17 protein-coding genes are annotated in these 17,725 nt (G+C 58.8%); 5 read left to right on the top strand and 12 right to left on the bottom strand.

Annotation, left to right across the window (positions count from 1 at the left end; translation table 11 throughout):
• Positions 1–58 precede the first annotated feature (58 nt).
• Genes tnpB (P775_RS28455) through P775_RS06080 form a run of 3 tightly spaced genes read right to left on the bottom strand, consistent with a single transcriptional unit; the run spans position 59 to position 766 of the window.
• Positions 59–322 carry a transposase gene (tnpB, locus tag P775_RS28455; RefSeq protein WP_245875589.1) on the bottom strand — a complete coding sequence of 88 codons (264 nt, stop codon included), beginning with the start codon at positions 320–322 and terminating at the stop codon, positions 59–61.
• Complete coding sequence (gene tnpB / locus P775_RS29745; RefSeq protein WP_425439886.1) at positions 228–443, bottom strand: IS66 family insertion sequence element accessory protein TnpB; 216 nt, start codon at positions 441–443, stop codon at positions 228–230. The genes tnpB (P775_RS28455) and tnpB (P775_RS29745) overlap by 95 nt, the downstream gene beginning before the upstream one ends.
• On the bottom strand, positions 440–766 hold the full coding sequence (locus tag P775_RS06080; protein ID WP_180287347.1) for a transposase: 327 nt from the start codon (positions 764–766) through the stop codon (positions 440–442). Before P775_RS06080 ends, tnpB (P775_RS29745) begins: the two co-directional genes overlap by 4 nt.
• A gap of 435 nt (positions 767–1,201) precedes the next feature.
• Between P775_RS06080 and msrA the strand changes: the two genes are divergently transcribed.
• Positions 1,202–1,855 (top strand): peptide-methionine (S)-S-oxide reductase MsrA, encoded by a 654-nt coding sequence (msrA, locus tag P775_RS06075; protein ID WP_099910139.1) that lies wholly within the window; start codon positions 1,202–1,204, stop codon positions 1,853–1,855.
• Between the two features lie 33 nt (positions 1,856–1,888).
• Here msrA and P775_RS06070 read toward each other — a convergent pair whose 3' ends face one another.
• Together P775_RS06070 and P775_RS06065 are read right to left on the bottom strand one after the other, a co-directional pair.
• The gene (locus P775_RS06070) at positions 1,889–2,764 is read right to left on the bottom strand and encodes a ribokinase (RefSeq protein WP_099910138.1); all 876 of its coding nucleotides are present in this window, start codon (positions 2,762–2,764) and stop codon (positions 1,889–1,891) included.
• 78 nt (positions 2,765–2,842) lie between these two features.
• Complete coding sequence (locus P775_RS06065) at positions 2,843–5,098, bottom strand: NADP-dependent malic enzyme (RefSeq protein ID WP_099910137.1); 2,256 nt, start codon at positions 5,096–5,098, stop codon at positions 2,843–2,845.
• A 127-nt stretch (positions 5,099–5,225) separates the two neighbouring features.
• Here P775_RS06065 and mutS point away from each other — a divergent pair, with 127 nt between their 5' ends.
• Positions 5,226–7,868 carry a DNA mismatch repair protein MutS gene (mutS, locus tag P775_RS06060; RefSeq protein WP_245875588.1) on the top strand — a complete coding sequence of 881 codons (2,643 nt, stop codon included), beginning with the start codon at positions 5,226–5,228 and terminating at the stop codon, positions 7,866–7,868.
• A gap of 76 nt (positions 7,869–7,944) precedes the next feature.
• Here mutS and P775_RS06055 read toward each other — a convergent pair whose 3' ends face one another.
• Together P775_RS06055 and hrcA are read right to left on the bottom strand one after the other, a co-directional pair.
• The gene (locus P775_RS06055; protein WP_099910136.1) at positions 7,945–8,508 is read right to left on the bottom strand and encodes a nucleotide exchange factor GrpE; all 564 of its coding nucleotides are present in this window, start codon (positions 8,506–8,508) and stop codon (positions 7,945–7,947) included.
• A gap of 9 nt (positions 8,509–8,517) precedes the next feature.
• On the bottom strand, positions 8,518–9,582 hold the full coding sequence (hrcA, locus tag P775_RS06050) for a heat-inducible transcriptional repressor HrcA (protein ID WP_099910135.1): 1,065 nt from the start codon (positions 9,580–9,582) through the stop codon (positions 8,518–8,520).
• Between the two features lie 122 nt (positions 9,583–9,704).
• Here hrcA and rph point away from each other — a divergent pair, with 122 nt between their 5' ends.
• The 3 genes from rph to hemW are packed head-to-tail and all read left to right on the top strand — an operon-like array spanning position 9,705 to position 12,185.
• Complete coding sequence (gene rph / locus P775_RS06045) at positions 9,705–10,418, top strand: ribonuclease PH (protein WP_099910156.1); 714 nt, start codon at positions 9,705–9,707, stop codon at positions 10,416–10,418.
• Positions 10,415–11,026, top strand: coding sequence for an RdgB/HAM1 family non-canonical purine NTP pyrophosphatase (gene rdgB, locus P775_RS06040; protein ID WP_099910134.1), 612 nt, complete (start codon positions 10,415–10,417; stop codon positions 11,024–11,026). Before rph ends, rdgB begins: the two co-directional genes overlap by 4 nt.
• Positions 11,019–12,185 carry a radical SAM family heme chaperone HemW gene (gene hemW, locus P775_RS06035; RefSeq protein WP_245875587.1) on the top strand — a complete coding sequence of 389 codons (1,167 nt, stop codon included), beginning with the start codon at positions 11,019–11,021 and terminating at the stop codon, positions 12,183–12,185. Before rdgB ends, hemW begins: the two co-directional genes overlap by 8 nt.
• On the opposite strand, the gene P775_RS06030 is transcribed toward hemW, so the two are convergent.
• From P775_RS06030 to mnmE, 5 genes are read right to left on the bottom strand one after another with little or no spacing between them, the layout of a single operon-like run.
• Positions 12,182–13,108, bottom strand: a complete 927-nt coding sequence (locus P775_RS06030) for a ParB/RepB/Spo0J family partition protein (RefSeq protein WP_099910132.1) — start codon at positions 13,106–13,108, stop codon at positions 12,182–12,184. The genes hemW and P775_RS06030 overlap by 4 nt on opposite strands.
• Positions 13,109–13,123: 15 nt before the next feature.
• Entirely contained in the window at positions 13,124–13,933 is an 810-nt protein-coding gene (locus tag P775_RS06025; protein WP_099910131.1) for a ParA family protein, read from the bottom strand.
• Positions 13,926–14,549: a 16S rRNA (guanine(527)-N(7))-methyltransferase RsmG gene (gene rsmG, locus P775_RS06020; RefSeq protein ID WP_099910130.1), complete on the bottom strand. Its 624-nt coding sequence runs from the start codon at positions 14,547–14,549 to the stop codon at positions 13,926–13,928. The genes P775_RS06025 and rsmG overlap by 8 nt, the downstream gene beginning before the upstream one ends.
• On the bottom strand, positions 14,546–16,414 hold the full coding sequence (gene mnmG / locus P775_RS06015; RefSeq protein WP_099910129.1) for a tRNA uridine-5-carboxymethylaminomethyl(34) synthesis enzyme MnmG: 1,869 nt from the start codon (positions 16,412–16,414) through the stop codon (positions 14,546–14,548). The genes rsmG and mnmG overlap by 4 nt, the downstream gene beginning before the upstream one ends.
• A gap of 12 nt (positions 16,415–16,426) precedes the next feature.
• The gene (mnmE, locus tag P775_RS06010; protein WP_099910128.1) at positions 16,427–17,710 is read right to left on the bottom strand and encodes a tRNA uridine-5-carboxymethylaminomethyl(34) synthesis GTPase MnmE; all 1,284 of its coding nucleotides are present in this window, start codon (positions 17,708–17,710) and stop codon (positions 16,427–16,429) included.
• Between the last annotated feature and the right edge of the window lie 15 nt (positions 17,711–17,725).

Here is a 17,725-nt window from a genome sequence, read left to right as displayed (position 1 = left end):
CGAATGCCTCAACTACTTCATCGCCGCAGGATACAAACCCGATTGAACGCGACATCCTCTAGCCGACAGTTTCGGGGCGCCGAACGGTGACCGGCCTCACCCGTTTCCAATCCAGACCATCCACCAGCGCCATCAGCTGGACAGTGTTCAGCTGAACCCGGGCATGGCCAATCCGCGGCCAGCAGAACCCCGACTTTTCCAGACGCTTCGCATAGAGGCAGACGCCGCTACCGTCCCACCCGCTGCTGGGCAGGGCATTGTAAAACAAATCCCGAGAGGAGAACGATCTTGATCCGATCCGCACGTTTCGCGCGGAAGACATAAAGTGCCCCGCTGAACGGGTCGCTCCCCGCATCGCGAACCAGCGCAAGCAAGCTGTCCGGTCCTTTTCGCAAGTCGACAGGGTGGCTGGCCAGAAACACCTTCACGCCAGACGGGATCATGCTGTGCGCACGGCACGGATAATCCCACGCAGATCGGCTTCCGCGATATCCTGCCCAACACGAATGATGGCATCCCCGATCACGATCTCCATCAGCGCCTGCGGTGAAGGAAGCGCCGACGTAGACTCATCCTGGGTTTTGAGAAATGCCCTGCGCCAGCCAAATAATTGCCCAGGCGAAATCCCCAATCGACGCGCCAGAGCCGAAACATTGATGTCCGGTGCCATAGCCCCGGAGACAGCCTGCGCCTTGAACTCATCGGACCAGCGACGAGGCTCACCCACCGGCGCACCATCAAGCCGTTCGACAACGGCTTCGATCAATTGAAAGCTGCCATACGCAGGCATAGGCATAGAACTGGTCGTAGACATAGAACCCCGGCGCTTGCGTGAACTTCGCAAACCTACCCTGGAACAGGCAGCCCATTAAGCCACGGGGCAGCGTTGTCGCTTACCGAAAATCTATCAACCTAGTGTCATTATGGCCAGCACCTTTCCATGTGAATTTTCTGTCACCACAGGTGTTGCTGCATCCACGGCGAGAACTTCAGCGGGCCGTCAGTGATGTTCCTGAACATTTTATCATATTAAAATTGCGACCAATTTTCCGCACCTCAGTGTTTGGCTAAGCGATGATCGAGCGCCAGCGACCCCGAGGATCAAGTTTGAAACAGCTCTCACCTCTGCGTGACAACGCCAGTCAGACGTTGCCCGACTCTTGACCGATGTGATGCGATAAGGACATCCAAGGAGGACACAATGTTTCATGTAAAACTGTTAAAGCCCGCGTTGCTTGCGCTGATCGTCACGCTTGGGATTTCAGTCCAGTCGCAGGCTCTGCGCGCGGCAGAGATTGTTGTCGCCGGTGGGTGCTTCTGGTGTGTAGAAGCTGACTTTGAAAAGGTCAAAGGTGTGTCTGAAGTCGTATCCGGCTATACAGGCGGCACGCTCAAGGATCCAACCTACAAACAGGTCACACGAGGGGGCACCGGCCATTACGAGGCGGCCAGGATCACCTTTGACCCGGCGCAGGTTTCACTGGATCAGCTTTATGCGACCTTCTTCCGATCCGTTGATCCCACGGATGCGGGCGGGCAGTTCTGTGACCGGGGCGACAGCTATCGCACCGCCATATTCGTCTCTGATCCGGGGCAAAAGGCGGCTGCAGAGCAGGCCAGGGCCCAGGCGCAACAGGCTCTGGGCCAAAAGATCGTGACCCCGGTTCTGGACGCCACACAGTTCTACAAGGCCGAAGACTACCATCAGGATTACTACAAGGGCACGAACAAGATCCTGACCCGGTTCGGCTATATCGACCAGACGGATGCCTATCACCGCTACCGCGAAGGCTGTGGTCGTGACGCGCGGGTCAAGGCACTCTGGGGCGATGATGCGCCCTTTGTTCAGGGCTGACCCTGCCGCCCCTGACAGACACGATCAGGCTATTTAGGAAAACCGGGCGTCTTCCAGATCCTTGAGGTCGGGGATGACGTCCGCAGCCCCCGCCCGGGTGACCATGATCGCCGCCGCCCTCTGCGCCAATGTGATCGCCTGCGCCATGGGCATGCCCCGGTCCAGCCCGGCCACCAGATAGCCGGTAAAGGTGTCCCCGGCCCCGGTCGTATCCACCGCGGTGACCGGAATGGCGGCAAAATGCTGCGCCTCGCCGGTATCGGTGTTGTACCAGCGGCAGCCGTCGGCCCCGAGGGTCACAACCACATCGCGCACCGGCAGATCACTGGGGCCGAGTCCCGTCGCCTGTTCCAGCTGCGCCGCCTCGACCGCGTTCACCACCAGCAGATCCAGCAGCGGCATCACCGCCGCAACCGCGTCCGCCTCGAACGGAGCCGCTGCATAGGCCACGCGCAACCCAAGCGCAGAGGCGGTGCAGGCGGCAAAACGGCCTGCATTGGTCTCGTTCTGCAGCAGAAACGTATCTTCGGGGCCGGCCCCGTTCAGCGCGCTGAGGATATCTGCCTCGGGTATGGCCTGATTGGCCCCGGGATAAAGCAGGATCAGGTTCTCGCCCGCATCATCCACCGCAATGATCGCATGCCCCGTCGGCTCGGCCACGACCGAGATCGCGCGCGTGTCGACACCATATTCCAGCAGACGTTCCACCGCCCAGGCACCATCCGCCCCGACAGCGCCGATATGCACGACCCGGGCCGCAGCGCGCGCAGCGGCGACGGACATGTTCGCCCCCTTGCCACCCAGCCCGCGCGTATAGGACACCGAGGCCAGCGTCTCGCCCGCCGTGGGCAGATGCGGCACACGATAGACCAGATCGGCATTGATCGACCCAAGATTGTAAACCGCCATGACCTCTTACCCTTCTTCTCTTTAAAAATACGCCGGGGGGGGTGGGGGGCTGGCCCCCCACTGCGACCCCAGACCCGATCAGCCGACCTTGCAGGCGGCCAGAACCGCCATATTCAGGATATCATTTGCCGTGGCATTGGTCGAACAGATCTGGATCGACTGATCCACGCCTGCCAAAATCGGCCCGATCACCGTCGCCCCTGCCAATTCCTGCATCAGCTTGACCGAGATCGAGGCCGAATGTCGCGCCGGCACGACAAGGATATTGGCCGGCCCGGTCAGGCGCTGGAACGGATAGGCCTCTTGTGCATGGGCGTTCAACGCCACATCCACCGTCATCTCGCCCTCGTATTCGAAATCCACGCCGCGCGCGTCCAGCACATGCGGCGCACGGTGCATTTTTTCCGCCCGTTCCGACACCGGATAGCCAAAGGTCGAGAAAGAGACAAAGGCCACGCGCGGCTCAAGCCCCAGATGCCGCGCGACGCCGGCGGCGCGGATCGCGATATCAGCCAGATCATCCTCGTCCGGCCATTCGTGCACCAGCGTGTCGGAAATCAGCACGATCTTGCCCTTGTGCAGCAGCGCGGTCACGCCGGCCGCGCCGTGCTGGGCATCGGCGTCAAAGACGTGGTTGATCAGCTCCATCACATGGGCCGATTTGCGCGTCGCGCCGGTGATCAGCCCGTCCCCATGGCCATGGGCCAGCATCAGCGCGGCAAAGACGTGCCGGTCGCGGGTGGCCAGACGGTGGATATCGGTGCTGTCAAAGCCCTTGCGCTGCAGCCTGTTGTAGAGGAACGCCTTATAAACCTCAAGATGTGGGGTGTTTGCGGCATTGACCACCTCCAGCTCGTCCACGGCATCGCTCATGCCGGCCTCGTCCAGCCGGGCCTTTACATCCGCCGCGCGGCCCACGATCAGCGCATGACCCAGACCCGCGCGCTGATACATCACCGCCGCGCGCAGCACGCGGGGATCGTCGCCTTCGGCAAAGATCATGCGGGCCTGCGCCTTGCGGGCACGGGTGTTGATGCCGCGCAGGATACTGGCCGTCGGGTCCATGCGGGATTTCAGGGAAAGCTCGTACGCCTCCATATCAATGATCGGACGGCGGGCGACGCCGGTGTCCATGCCGGCCCGGGCCACTGCGGTCGGGATGCGGTGGATCAGGCGCGGGTCGAACGGCGTCGGGATGATGTAGTCGCGCCCAAAGCTCAGGGTCTTGCCATAGGCCAGCGCAACCTCGTCCGGCACGTCTTCGCGTGCGAGCGCGGCGAGCGCTTCGGCGCAGGCGATCTTCATTTCGTCATTGATCGCGCGGGCGTGGATGTCGAGCGCGCCGCGAAACAGGTAGGGAAAGCCGAGGACGTTGTTCACCTGATTGGGGTAGTCGCTGCGCCCGGTGGCGACGATGGCATCCTCGCGCACGGCGTGGGCCTCTTCCGGGGTGATTTCGGGGTCGGGGTTCGCCATGGCAAAGATCACCGGGTTTGGCGCCATGGATTGCACCATTTCTGGCGTCACCGCGCCCTTGGCCGAGACACCAAGGAAGACGTCGCAATCCTTCATCGCGTCGGTCAGGCTGCGCGCGTCGGTCATGGCGGCATGGGCCGATTTCCACTGGTTCATGCCCTCGGTGCGACCCTGATAGATCACGCCCTTGGTGTCGCACATGATGCAATTGTCGTGTTTCGCGCCCATCGCCTTGAGCAGTTCAAGGCAGGCGATGCCAGCGGCCCCTGCCCCGTTGAGGACGATCTTGACCTCGCCGATCTTTTTCCCCGACAGGTGCAGCGCGTTGATCAGGCCGGCGGCACAGATCACGGCAGTGCCGTGCTGGTCGTCGTGAAAGACCGGGATGTCCATCTGCTCTTTGAGCGTCTGTTCGATGATGAAACACTCGGGCGCCTTGATGTCTTCGAGGTTGATGCCGCCGAATGTCGGCCCCATCAGGCGCACGGCCTTGATGAATTCCTCAGGGTCTTCGGTGTCGAGTTCGATGTCGATCGAGTTCACATCGGCGAAGCGTTTGAACAGGACCGACTTGCCCTCCATCACCGGTTTCGACCCTAATGCGCCCAAATTGCCCAGACCCAGAACGGCGGTGCCGTTCGAGATGACCGCCACGAGGTTGCCCTTGTTGGTGTAGTCATAGGCCAGTTCGGGGTTCGCCGCGATCTCAAGGCAGGGCACGGCCACGCCGGGGGAATAGGCCAGCGACAGGTCGCGCTGCGTGGTCATGGGGACGGTCGCCGTCACCTCCCACTTGCCCGGAGTGGGGTCGAGGTGAAAGGCCAGAGCCTCTTCGCGTGTGTATTTCTGGTTCGACATATGGGGCGCTCCTCCCGTAGCGGTCTGACAGTTCTAGCCCAGCGGGGCCTATCGCTCAACTTCGGTTTTCGCCTTTCGCGTGCTGCACGGGATTTGATAGGGTTGCCCCAGAATGAACGGGGGCCCCATGAACGCAGTCACGCCAATGATGGCGCAGTATCAGGAGATCAAGGCGCAGTACAAAGACGCGCTGTTGTTCTACCGGATGGGCGATTTTTACGAGATGTTCTTTGACGATGCCGTGGCCGCGTCTGCCGCGCTGGACATCGCACTGACCAAACGCGGCAAACATGACGGCGATGACATCCCGATGTGCGGCGTGCCGGTGCATTCCGCCGAGGGCTATCTGCTGACGCTGATCCGCAAGGGGTTCCGCGTCGCCGTCTGCGAACAGATGGAAAGCCCGGCAGAGGCCAAGAAGCGCGGCGGCAAGTCGGTGGTCAAGCGCGATGTGGTGCGGCTGGTCACACCCGGCACCCTGACCGAGGAGTCGCTGCTTGAGGCGCGCCGGCACAATTATCTGGCCGCTTTGAGCAATGTCAGAGACGCATGGGCGCTGTCCTGGTGCGATATCTCGACCGGCGTGTTTCACGTGATGTCCCTGTCACAGGCCCGCATCGGGGCCGAACTGGCGCGGCTGGCCCCCTCCGAGGTGCTGGTGTCGGATGCGGTGGACGAGATCCTGCGCGAGGTGCTGGGGGATCTGGGCATCCTGCCGACGGTGCTGGGCCGGGCGTCGTTCGATTCCACCGGATCAGAGGCGCGGTTGTGCGGGCTGTTCGGGGTTGCCTCGCTGGATGCCTTTGGGCGGTTCGAACGGGTCGAAGTGTCGGCCATGGGCGCGCTGGTCGACTATCTGGACATCACGCAAAAGGGAAAGCTGCCGCTGCTGCAGCCACCGCGTCAGGATCAGGTAACGCGGCTGATGCAGATCGACGCCGCAACCCGGCGCAATCTGGAGCTGACCCATGCGCTGAATGGCGGGCGGGCCGGATCGCTGCTGTCGGTGATTGACCGCACCGTGACTTCGGGCGGTGCACGGTTGCTGGAGCGGCGGCTGTCGTCGCCGTCGCGTGAGCTGAGCGTGGTTCTGGCGCGGCAAGGGGCTGTGGCCTGGTGTCTGTCCAGCGTGGATGTGTCTCTGTTCCTGCGGGAGTCGCTGAAACGGGTGCCGGATCTGGACCGGGCCCTGTCGCGGCTGGGTCTGGATCGTGGCGGACCGCGGGATCTGGTGGCGGTGCGCATCGCGCTGGAACAGGCGGAGCGGATTGCAGGCCGGCTGGATGGCGAGGATCTGCCAGAGCATCTGGCGCATGCCTGCAAGGATCTGGGTGGGCACCACGCGCTTGTGACCCTGCTGGGGGATGCGCTGAACGCAGAACCGCCCTTGCTGGTGCGCGATGGCGGGTTCATCGCCGAAGGCTACGATGCGGCGCTGGACGAGGCACGGACCCTGCGGGACGAGGGGCGCAGCGTGATTGCTCGGATGCAGGCCGAATATGCGGCGCTGGCCGGGGTGTCTGGGCTCAAGATCAAGCACAACAATGTGCTGGGCTACTTTATCGAGACAACGGCGACCCATGCGGAAAAGATGCTCTCTTCCCCTTTGTCAGAGACGTTTATCCACCGGCAGACCACTGCCAATCAGGTTCGGTTCACCACGGTCGAATTGTCCGAAATAGAGACGAAAATCCTGAATGCCGGGGGCGAAGCGATTGAGATCGAAAAGCGGCTCTATGACGGGCTTAAAGGCTCTATTCTTGAGCGGGCGGCCGAGATCTCTCTGACCGCACTGGCGCTGGCCGAATTTGATCTGGCCTGCGGCATGGCGGATCTGGCGGCGGCGCAGGACTGGTGCCGGCCAGTTGTGGACGAAAGCCGCGCCTTTGACATCGAAGGTGGGCGGCATCCGGTGGTCGAACGCGCGCTAGCCGCACAGGGCGGCGCGCCGTTCATCGCCAATGATTGCGACCTGTCGCCCGAGAGCGATGCGGCAGCGGTGCAGCTGCTGACCGGGCCGAACATGGCGGGTAAATCGACCTATCTGCGCCAGAACGCGCTGATCGCCCTGCTTGCGCAGATGGGCGGCTATGTGCCGGCGAGTTCGGCGCATATCGGTCTGGTCAGTCAGATCTTCAGCCGCGTCGGGGCGTCGGATGATCTGGCGCGCGGGCGGTCGACCTTTATGGTCGAGATGGTCGAGACGGCGGCCATTCTGAACCTTGCCGATGACCGCGCACTGGTCATTCTGGATGAGATCGGGCGCGGCACGGCCACCTATGACGGGCTGAGCATCGCTTGGGCCACGCTGGAGCATCTGCACGAAGTGAACCGCGTGCGCGGACTGTTCGCGACGCATTATCACGAGCTGACGGTGCTGGCCGGCAAACTGCCGGGGGTGAGCAATGCCACGGTGGCGGTTAAGGAATGGGACGGCGAGGTGATTTTCCTGCATGAGGTGCGGCCCGGTGCAGCGGACCGGTCCTATGGTGTGCAGGTGGCGCAACTGGCCGGCCTGCCTGCATCGGTGATCAAACGCGCGCGTCATGTGCTGGAGCAGCTGGAAAAAGGCGAACGCGAAAAGGTGTCGCCAAAGGCGCTGATCGACGATCTGCCGCTGTTCTCGGTCATGGCACGCGAGCCTGCGCCGGCACCAAAAGCAGCCTCTTCGGATGTGGAGGACAGATTGGCAACGCTGTCGCCGGACGAGATGACACCAAGGGAGGCGTTGCAGGCGCTGTATGATCTGAAGGGGCTGCTGCGCGCCTGATCCGGGTCCCACGGAAGCATAGAAAAAGGGCGGGAATGATCCCGCCCTTTTGTCGTTCACTGTTTCACGGGAAACCTCAGCTGGCGGGCATCGAGCTCACACCAACCTGCGCGGGGCGCAGGAGGCGGTCGTAGAGCATGAAGCCCTCGGCCGAGACCTGAATGATCTCGCCGGCCTTTGTGCCGGGCAAGGGTGCCTCGAACATCGCCTGATGCTGCTGCGGGTCGAACTTGTCGCCGACCTGCGGTGTTATCGGCGTCATGCCGTGTTTCTTGAACACGGAAGTCAACTCGCGCAGCGTGAGTTCCACACCTTCGAGCAGGGCCGCCGAAATCTGTTTCTGCTCGTCGTTGGCGGTCGCCAGAGCGCGCTGCAGGTTGTCATAAACCGGCAGCAAATCTCGGGCGAGCTTGGAACCGCCGTAATTCTCGGCTTCGCGGCGATCCTTGTCGGCCCGCTTACGCGAGTTCTCGGCGTCAGCAAGAGCTCGCATGAAACGGTCCTTAAGCTCGTCACGCTCTGCGCGCAGGGAGTCTAGTTCCACGGCGGCATCATCCATCTCTTCAAGGTCTTGGGCATATTCCTCGGCGGTGGCGTCATCCACGTCGTCGAGGAAATCGTCATTTCTCGGGTCTGCCATAGTCATCCTTTACCTCCGGTCGGAGATCAGCTTGCCAACCAGCTGAGCTGTGTAGTCCACGATCGGCACGATACGTCCATAGTTGAGGCGCGTAGGTCCGATGACACCCACCGCGCCGATTATCTTACGATCCGCGTTCATATATGGAGAGACCACCAGAGAGGAACCCGAAAGTGAAAAAAGTTTGTTCTCTGAACCGATAAAAATGCGCACACCTTCGCCATCCTCGGTCAATTCAAGGAATTCAGCGATGTCGCGCTTGCGTTCAAGATCGTCAAACAGGCTGCGAATCTTGTCCAGCTCTTCATTCTGGCTGTCGCCACCCAAAAGATTCGCGCGGCCCCGCACAATCAAACGTTCGGAGCGGTCGCCTTCGGCGGCCCAGACGGCAAGGCCGGATTCCACGAGGTCATGGGCAAGGCTGTCGATTTCCTGACGCCGCGCCGCGATCTCGGTCGCCATGACGGTGCGCAGTTCCGACAGCGTCTTGCCCTCGATCAACGAGTTCAGGAAATTCGCCGCCTCGCGCATGGAGCTGGGGGTCTGGCCCGGCGGCGGGTTGAACAGGCGATTTTCCACGTGACCATCGGCAAAGACCAGCACCACAAGAGAGCGGTCATGGCCAAGGCTGACGAATTCGATGTGGCGGATCGGTGCCTCGTGCTTGGGTGTGAGGACAAGAGAGGCGCCGTGGGTGACGCCGGACAGGGCAGATCCGATCCGGTCCAGCAATCCTCCAACATCATCGGTGTTGTTTGTGAGCGTGGCATCGAGCTTTTCGCGGTCGGAATTGTCCAGATCCCGAACCTCAAGCAATCCATCCACAAACATCCGCAGGCCCAACTGTGTGGGGATGCGACCGGCGCTGACATGCGGGCTGTTCAAAAGGCCTAGATATTCCAGATCCTGCATGACGTTTCTGATCGTTGCGGCAGAGACCTTTTCGCTGAGCGTTCGGGTCAGAGTGCGCGAACCGACGGGTTCGCCACTGTCAAGATAGCCCTCGACCACACGACGAAACACCTCGCGCGAGCGGTCGTTCATCTGATCAAAGATAGTTCTGCCGTCGTTCATAAAAATTGGCCCATTGTGCGTCCCTATTAAAGGCCCCCACAGGGATAGGTCAATTGCGGTTTCGGTTGCGGAAGGGGGGTATGGCCCTATATCCCCGCGATGAAAGCGATAGGGGAAATACCATGCGACCGTCCGGACGAAAACTAGACCAAATGCGCAGCGTGTCCATCGAGACTGGCGTCACGAAACATGCCGAAGGGTCCTGCCTGATCCGCATGGGCGACACCCATGTGCTGTGCACCGCGACTATCGAAGACCGTGTGCCACCTTTCATCAAGGGCTCTGGCCTGGGCTGGGTCACCGCAGAATATGGCATGCTGCCAAGGTCGACCACCAGCCGGATGCGGCGCGAGGCGGCCGTGGGCAAACAGGGTGGCCGGACGGTCGAAATCCAACGTCTGATCGGGCGGTCGCTGCGGGCCGGAGTGGACCGGGTCGCCATGGGTGAACGGCAGATCACCATCGACTGCGATGTGATCCAGGCAGATGGCGGTACACGCTGTGCGTCCATCACCGGGGGCTGGGTTGCGCTGAAATTGGCCGTGAAAAAGTTGATCAAGGCGCGTGAGATCGTGACCGATCCGCTGATCTCCCCAGTCGCGGCGGTCAGCTGCGGAATCTATGCCGGTCAGCCGGTGCTGGATCTGGACTATCCCGAGGACAGCGAAGCCGGCGTGGACGGCAACTTTGTCCTGCGCGGCGATGGTCAGATGATCGAATTGCAGATGTCCGCCGAGGGGTCGGTGTTTTCGCGCGCCCAGATGGGGCAACTGCTGGATCTGGCGGAAAAAGGGGTGGCCGAGCTGGTCGAGGCCCAGATGAAGGCCGTGGCATGACCCGGAAGTTCGACGGCAAGACGCTGCTGATCGCGACCCATAATGCCGGTAAGCTGGAAGAGATGGCCGATCTGCTGAAACCCTACGGGGTTGAGGTTGTGGGCGCGGCAGAGATGTCGCTGCCCGAGCCCGAAGAAACCGGCACCACATTTGTCGAGAATGCGCGGATCAAGGCGCACGCGGCAGCACAGGCCACCGGCCTGCCGGCTCTGTCGGATGATTCCGGGATCGAGATCGACGCGCTGGACAAAGCGCCCGGTGTCTATACGGCGGATTGGGCCGAAACCGGATCGGGGCGCGATTTTGTCATGGCGATGCAAAAGACCCATGACCTGCTGGAGGCCAAGGGCGCCCCTGCCCCGCATACCGCGCGGTTCTGCTGTACGCTGGTGCTTGCCTGGCCCGATGGCCATGATGAAGTGTTTGCCGGCGTGATGGAAGGTCAGGTTGTCTGGCCGATGCGTGGCGCGCAGGGTCACGGCTATGATCCGATTTTTCAGCCCGCAGGCTATGATGTCACCTTTGGTGAGATGGACCGTTGGGAAAAGAACAAGATTTCGCACCGGTCTGACGCCTTTGCCAAATTTGTGGCCGGATGTTTTGACTGAACTCCTGAGCGAAGATTGGCGGAACGGCGGGTTCGGGCTTTATGTCCACTGGCCGTTCTGCGAGGCCAAGTGCCCCTATTGCGACTTCAATTCGCATGTGGTGGCGCAGGTGGATCAGGGCCGCTGGGCGCGCGCGCTGGTGTCCGAGGTGGAACGTGTCGGGCGGCTGACGCCCGGGCGGGTTCTGAACTCGGTCTTTTTTGGCGGGGGCACGCCCAGCCTGATGGCGCCCGAAACGGTTGCTGCCGTTCTGGACGCCGTGCGGCGGACCTGGACCCTGGCCAATGATGTCGAGATCACGCTGGAGGCCAATCCAAGGTCGGTTGAGGCCGGCCGCTTCCGAGGGTTTGCCGATGCCGGTGTGAACCGGGTGTCGATGGGGATTCAGTCCCTGCGCAACGAGGATCTGCGCCGGCTTGGCCGCCTGCATGACGTTGGCGAAGCGCAAAAGGCGTTTGATGTGGCGCGGTCGGTGTTCGATCGGGTGAGCTTTGATCTGATCTATGCGCGGCAGGACCAGTCACTCCAAGAGTGGCGGATTGAACTCAGCGAAGCGCTCAGCATGGCCGTGGATCATCTGTCTCTGTATCAGCTGACCATTGAACCGGGAACTGCGTTTGGGGATCGGGCAAAACGTGGCGGATTAAAAGGCCTGCCCGAGGAAGGCCTGGCTGCGGACATGTATGATGTCACTCAGGAGTTGTGTGATGCGGCGGGAATGCCCGCCTATGAGGTGTCAAACCACGCTGCGCCCGGATCGGAATCCCGGCATAATCTGATCTACTGGCATTATGGTGACTACGCCGGCGTGGGACCAGGCGCACATGGGCGGATAACCGTAGATGGGATAAAATATGCCACAGAAGCGTGGTCAGCGCCGGGCAAGTGGATCGATGCCGCTACAGAAGGTTCCGGAGATCGTCAGTCTGAAGCTTTGTCACCGTCGGAGCAAGCTGGTGAATACACGATGATGGGTCTGCGTGTAATTGAAGGACTAGATGTTGCGCGCATCCGGCAATTATCAGCCGACGCGCTGCCAGAGTCCGCGTGCCGGGAATTGCAGGAGATGGGCATGTTGTGGCAAACACATGAACGTATTGGGGCGACCCGGCAGGGACGCCTTTTACTGAATTCAGTGATTGCAGAGCTGCTGCCCTAGCGCCCTGAACTCAAAAGCATGCAGAGCGCATCGAGCTGCTCCAACGTATCGTAGCTTACGGTGACGCAGCCGCCCTCATGCCCGGGCTTGTGATTGATCGTTACACACATGCCAAGTGTGGCAGACAAGTCCCCTTCTAGGGATTTTGTGTCTGCGTCTTTATCAAAAGCAAAAGTGCCCTCGGATCGCCTACGAGCCGGACGATCTGGATCAGCGGCCTCTGAAGCTGCTCGGGACATTTTTTCTGCTTCCCTAACAGACAATCCCCGTTTTACGATGCTGGATGCGAGTGCCGAGGGGTTCGGCGCGGTAATCAATGCACGGGCGTGGCCAGCAGACAGCGTACCTTGCACGACATGGGTCTGAACATCTTCAGGAAGGTTCAGCAGGCGCAGCAGGTTCGCAATGTGACTGCGGCTTTTACCCAAAGCTTCGGCCATCTTTTCTTGGGTGTGCCCAAACTTTGTCATCAACTGCCGATAGCCAGCCGCTTCTTCAATGGCATTCAGGTCAGCACGCTGAATGTTTTCAATGATGGCGACTTCCAAAACCTCTGTGTCCGAGAAATCCCGAATCAGGACCGGCACTTCGTGAAGCTGTGCCATCTGCGCCGCGCGCCAACGACGTTCGCCAGCAACAATTTCGTACAACCCTTCCTCGCCGCCGGGCTTTGGCCGCACAATAAGAGGCTGAATCACGCCCTTGGTCCGAATCGAATTAGCAAGCTCTGTCAGATGTGCTTCTGTAAAACTGCGCCTTGGCTGATCGGGATTTGGAACGATACGCTCAACCGGAATCAAGCGATCCGGTCTACGCGATGCTTCCGCAAAAGCATCGCCTTGGATCGAGCGCGGTTCGACATCCGCCATGAGTGCAGACAAGCCACGGCCCAATCCACGACGAGGTTCTCTTTTTTCGGACATTTATGACCCCTGTGCTTAGGCAGCGATTTTTGTATTTTTCTTGAGAAGTTCTTGGGCCAGACTTCGATAGGCCACTGCACCTTTTGAACTGCTGTCATAGGCAAGGACAGGGAGCGCAAAGGAAGGCGCCTCGCTGACCCGAACATTCCTAGGTATGATCGAGGTGAAGACCAGATCCCCCAAGTTAGCGCGCGCATCCGCTTCGACCTGCTGCGATAAATTGTTGCGGGCGTCGTACATAGTAAGCACCACACCCTCAATCCGTAGATCAGGATTCGCTGTCTGACGGACCTCCCGAATGGTTAACATGAGCTGAGATAGTCCCTCAAGCGCGAAAAATTCACTTTGTAGCGGTACTAGAACGGAATGCGCTGCGACCATTGCATTAACGGTCAAAAGGCTCAGAGATGGTGGGCAATCGATCAGAATGTAGTCAAATCCAAAATCGTCCATCCCTTTCTGCCGCAGAGCATCGTGAAGAAGAAAGCTACGCTTTTCATTAGAAAAAAGCTCGATGTCTGCGGAGCTGAGATCCGTCGTTGCGGGAATAAGAAAAAGATCTTGAGTGTCTGTTTTCTGGATCACATCATGAAGGTCAACATTTTCAAGAAGAAGCTCATAGCTGGTGAAATCGCGATCATCCGGCACAATTCCCAGTCCTGTAGAGGCATTCCCCTGGGGGTCCAAATCGACCACAAGTATTTTAAGCCCTTCTTCCACAAGAGCGGCCCCCAAATTTATAGTTGTGGTCGTCTTTCCCACACCACCTTTTTGATTAACGATGGCTATGATTTTCGGGCCGACAGTGCGGGTTGAATCAGACATGATCAAGCTCTCCGATTTGCAGGATGACCGAATGGGGATCTGTTCGACTTTTATGCTCAATCAGAGAGAAAGACCATGCCGCACGCGCTTCCAGAAGTTCTTTTTTCCACTGTGCACCTTTAGGAAATAGCGCTGTTCCACCTTCTGAAAGATGTTTATGTGCATAGCTGCACAAAGACCCTAGATCCGAAAGCGCACGAGCACTTAACGTCCTTGCCTGAAGTGGTGGCACAGCTTCTATACGCTCCGAGAGGACCTTGGCGGATGTTCCCGTCTCTCGCAACACCTGACGAAGAAACGTTGATTTCCGCTGGTCACTCTCTACAAGCGTTACCTGTTGCCCTGGATTTCGCTCTGCTGCCAGAATGGCTATGATGATCCCCGGAAATCCGCCCCCGCTACCAATATCCACCCAATGTTCGGCCGGGTTTGGCGAAAGCTCGTAAAGTTGGAGAGAATCCAGAACGTGGCGGTTCCACACATCTTGGAGTGTACTGCGTGCCACAAGATTTATCTTCGGATTCCATTTTTCCAGCATTGCTACGAAATGTTGCAGCGCCTCGCCTGTTTCACGTGAAACATTTTTCAGTACGTCCGCAGCATCAGATGACCTCATGCTGACTTGACCCTTTGCGCCTGACGTAGCTTTGCAAGTATGAGCGTCAGCGCTGCCGGTGTCATACCCTCTACTCTGCCTGCTTGTGCGATGTTTGCCGGCCGAGATGCATTAAGCTTTGTTTTCAATTCGTTAGACAGACCCTCGATGCGCAGGAAGTCAAAACCACCCGGTATCTGCAACGCTTCATCTTTTTTCAATGCGTCAACGTCTCGCTGTTGCCTATCAATATAATTGGCGTAAAGCGCATCTTTTTCGAGCTGAGACTGAACATCACTCTGGATTTCAGCCAAGTCCGGATCCATAGTTTCAAGCTTCAAGAACGACATGTCAGGAAAGGACAGCAACTGGAACCCAGTTCTACGCACACCATCTTGGCTCACGGTCAGTCCCATGCCCTTGATTTGACTGCCCGTATAACTTTTAGATTCGAGCAAAGCCCGTCCGGAGGCAAGCCGCTCCATCTTGTTCTCGAACGCATGACGGCGCATTTCACCAACACAACCAACTTCTATACCCTTCGAGGTTAACCGCTGGTCTGCGTTGTCTGCACGTAACGAAAGCCGAAACTCTGCGCGCGAGGTGAACATCCGATATGGCTCGGTGACACCGCGCGAGGTAAGGTCATCGATCATCACCCCGATATAGCTGTCGGAGCGACTGAACAGAACAGGCTCTTCCCCGATCGCATGACGCGCCGCATTCAGGCCAGCAACAAGTCCCTGCGCCGCAGCTTCTTCATAGCCGGTGGTGCCATTGATCTGACCCGCTAAAAAGAAACCCGACAACCCTTTGACACTCAGGCGAAGGTCAAGGGACCTTGGATCTACATAGTCATATTCGATGGCGTAACCAGGTTGAACTATCTTAGCTTCGCTCAAACCATCCATAGATCTGACATAGGCTTCTTGCACATCCGCGGGCAAAGATGTCGAGATTCCATTTGGATATACCGTCGTGTCGTCAAGACCCTCAGGCTCAAGAAATACCTGATGAGAGGGTTTATCCGCAAACCGCACAACCTTATCTTCGATGGATGGGCAATATCGCGGGCCTACCCCTTCGATGTGTCCACCATACATCGCGGATTTTGAAAGATTATTCCGGATGATTTCGTGCGTGGCTTCATTTGTGTGAGTGATGCCACACGAGATCTGCCGCGCAAACGGTTTCGTATTCATAAACGAGAAAACAACTGGATCATCATCCCCGGGTTGAGATTGCAAATTCTCCCAGTCAATCGTTCGCCCATCAATCCTTGGTGGCGTGCCCGTTTTCAGCCGCCCCAATCGAAGCTCAAAACTCTCAATTCGCTCTGCCAGCCGAACAGAGGGCTTATCGCCCATCCTGCCCCCAGGGCGCGAAACGTCGCCAATGTGAATGACACCGCGAAGAAACGTTCCGGTGGTAAGAACAACAGAGCCAGCAAAAAGACGCTGACCTTCCTCCATCAACACGCCACAGACACGATCTCCATCGAGTATCAGATCGACGACTTCGCCCTCTAAAATGTCAAGATTTGGGGAGGAAACCGTCTCCGCAAGCATTTCTGTACGATAGATTTTCCGGTCGGCTTGGGCGCGTGGTCCCTGAACTGCCGGGCCTTTTTTCCGATTTAGCAGTCGAAACTGGATGCCGGCCTTATCTGCAACCCGCCCCATAACGCCATCCAACGCATCGATTTCGCGCACGAGGTGTCCCTTTCCAAGGCCACCAATTGCTGGGTTGCAAGACATAACGCCGATACCGGACGTTTTGAGCGTTACCAATGCAGTGCGCGCGCCTATGCGGGCGGAAGCATGCGCAGCCTCACAGCCGGCGTGACCACCGCCAATAACCACCACATCAAAGTCCAGATGTTTCACGTGAAACACTCCTCACTTACCTAGGCAAAAGCTCGAAAAAATCTCATCCAAAAGGTTTTCAACGTCCACATGCCCGATCAGCATGCTCAATCTACGAATCGCAACACGAATTTCCTCAGCTGCGATATCATACCTGTCCGGGCCCTCCGCCACCACGGGCAGCGCGACGTTGAGCGAAAAAATGCCCTCTTCAAGAGCTTGCCTGTGTCTTTCCCGCGTTACCAAGCTTGCCCTCCCGGCTTTATTCGAAAGCCTCTCCTGAATATCGGAGATTAGGGCATCAAGCCCCTGTCCAGTTTCGCCGGAAATCCCCTTCCCATCATTCCGTAAATCTCCCTTGGATTCAAGAATCAGGTCATCCGCCTCGGGCGACATATCAAGCTCTGAACCCTCTTCCACCAAAAATACGCGTAGGTCAGCAGCTGCAGCGCGATCTCTGGCACGGGAAACTCCAATTGCCTCAACACGGTCATGCGTCTCCCGTATCCCAGCAGTATCCAAAAGCGTAACGGCCAGACCGCCAATATCCATCCGAACCTCGATGACATCCCGCGTGGTGCCGGCAACGTCAGAGGTAATCGCTGCCTCACGGCCGGCCAGAGCATTAAGCAAAGTGGATTTTCCAACATTGGGTGCGCCAACAATGGCGACTTCAAATCCAGTGCGTATCCTCTCTGCGCCGGCAAAGCCTGACAGTTCCAGTTCAAGTGCCGCACGCACATTGGTAATAAGCTCAAGAACTTCCGGAGTCACATCAACAGGCACGTCTTCATCGGCGAAATCTAGGACTGCCTCCAGCAAAGAGGCCGCCCTGATCAAGTCGCGGCGCCAATCAGACACCCGCCGGCCCAGATCTCCAGACAGTACCCTCAATGCCTGCCGACGCTGAGATTCAGTTTCAGAGTCAATTAGATCTGCCAAGCCTTCCACCTGAGTAAGGTCAAGCCTGCCATTCTCAAGTGCACGACGTGTGAATTCCCCCGGTTCCGCCGGCCTCAAGCCGGCTTGAACCTTCAGTGCGGTCAAAACGGAACGAACCACTGCAATGCTTCCATGTAGCTGGAATTCGACCACTGCCTCGCCGGTAAAACTGTGCTTTTCCTCAAAACAGAGCACAAGTGCTTCGTCCAGGTATCCACCATCCGCATCAACAAGCCGGCGCAGGCCGGCGCGCCGTGGTTCGGGCAACACACCAGCCAGCGCGATACCAGACTGCCATGCAAGTGGACCTGACACACGCACTACAGCAACGCCAGATTTCCCCTGTGCCGTGGCAAGGGCGTAAATCGTGTCCATGCCCCCTACCCCTTC

The organism is Puniceibacterium antarcticum (assembly GCF_002760615.1).
GTDB classification, from domain to species: Bacteria; Pseudomonadota; Alphaproteobacteria; order Rhodobacterales; family Rhodobacteraceae; genus Puniceibacterium; species Puniceibacterium antarcticum.
This window is presented reverse-complemented; position numbering and strand designations above follow the sequence as displayed.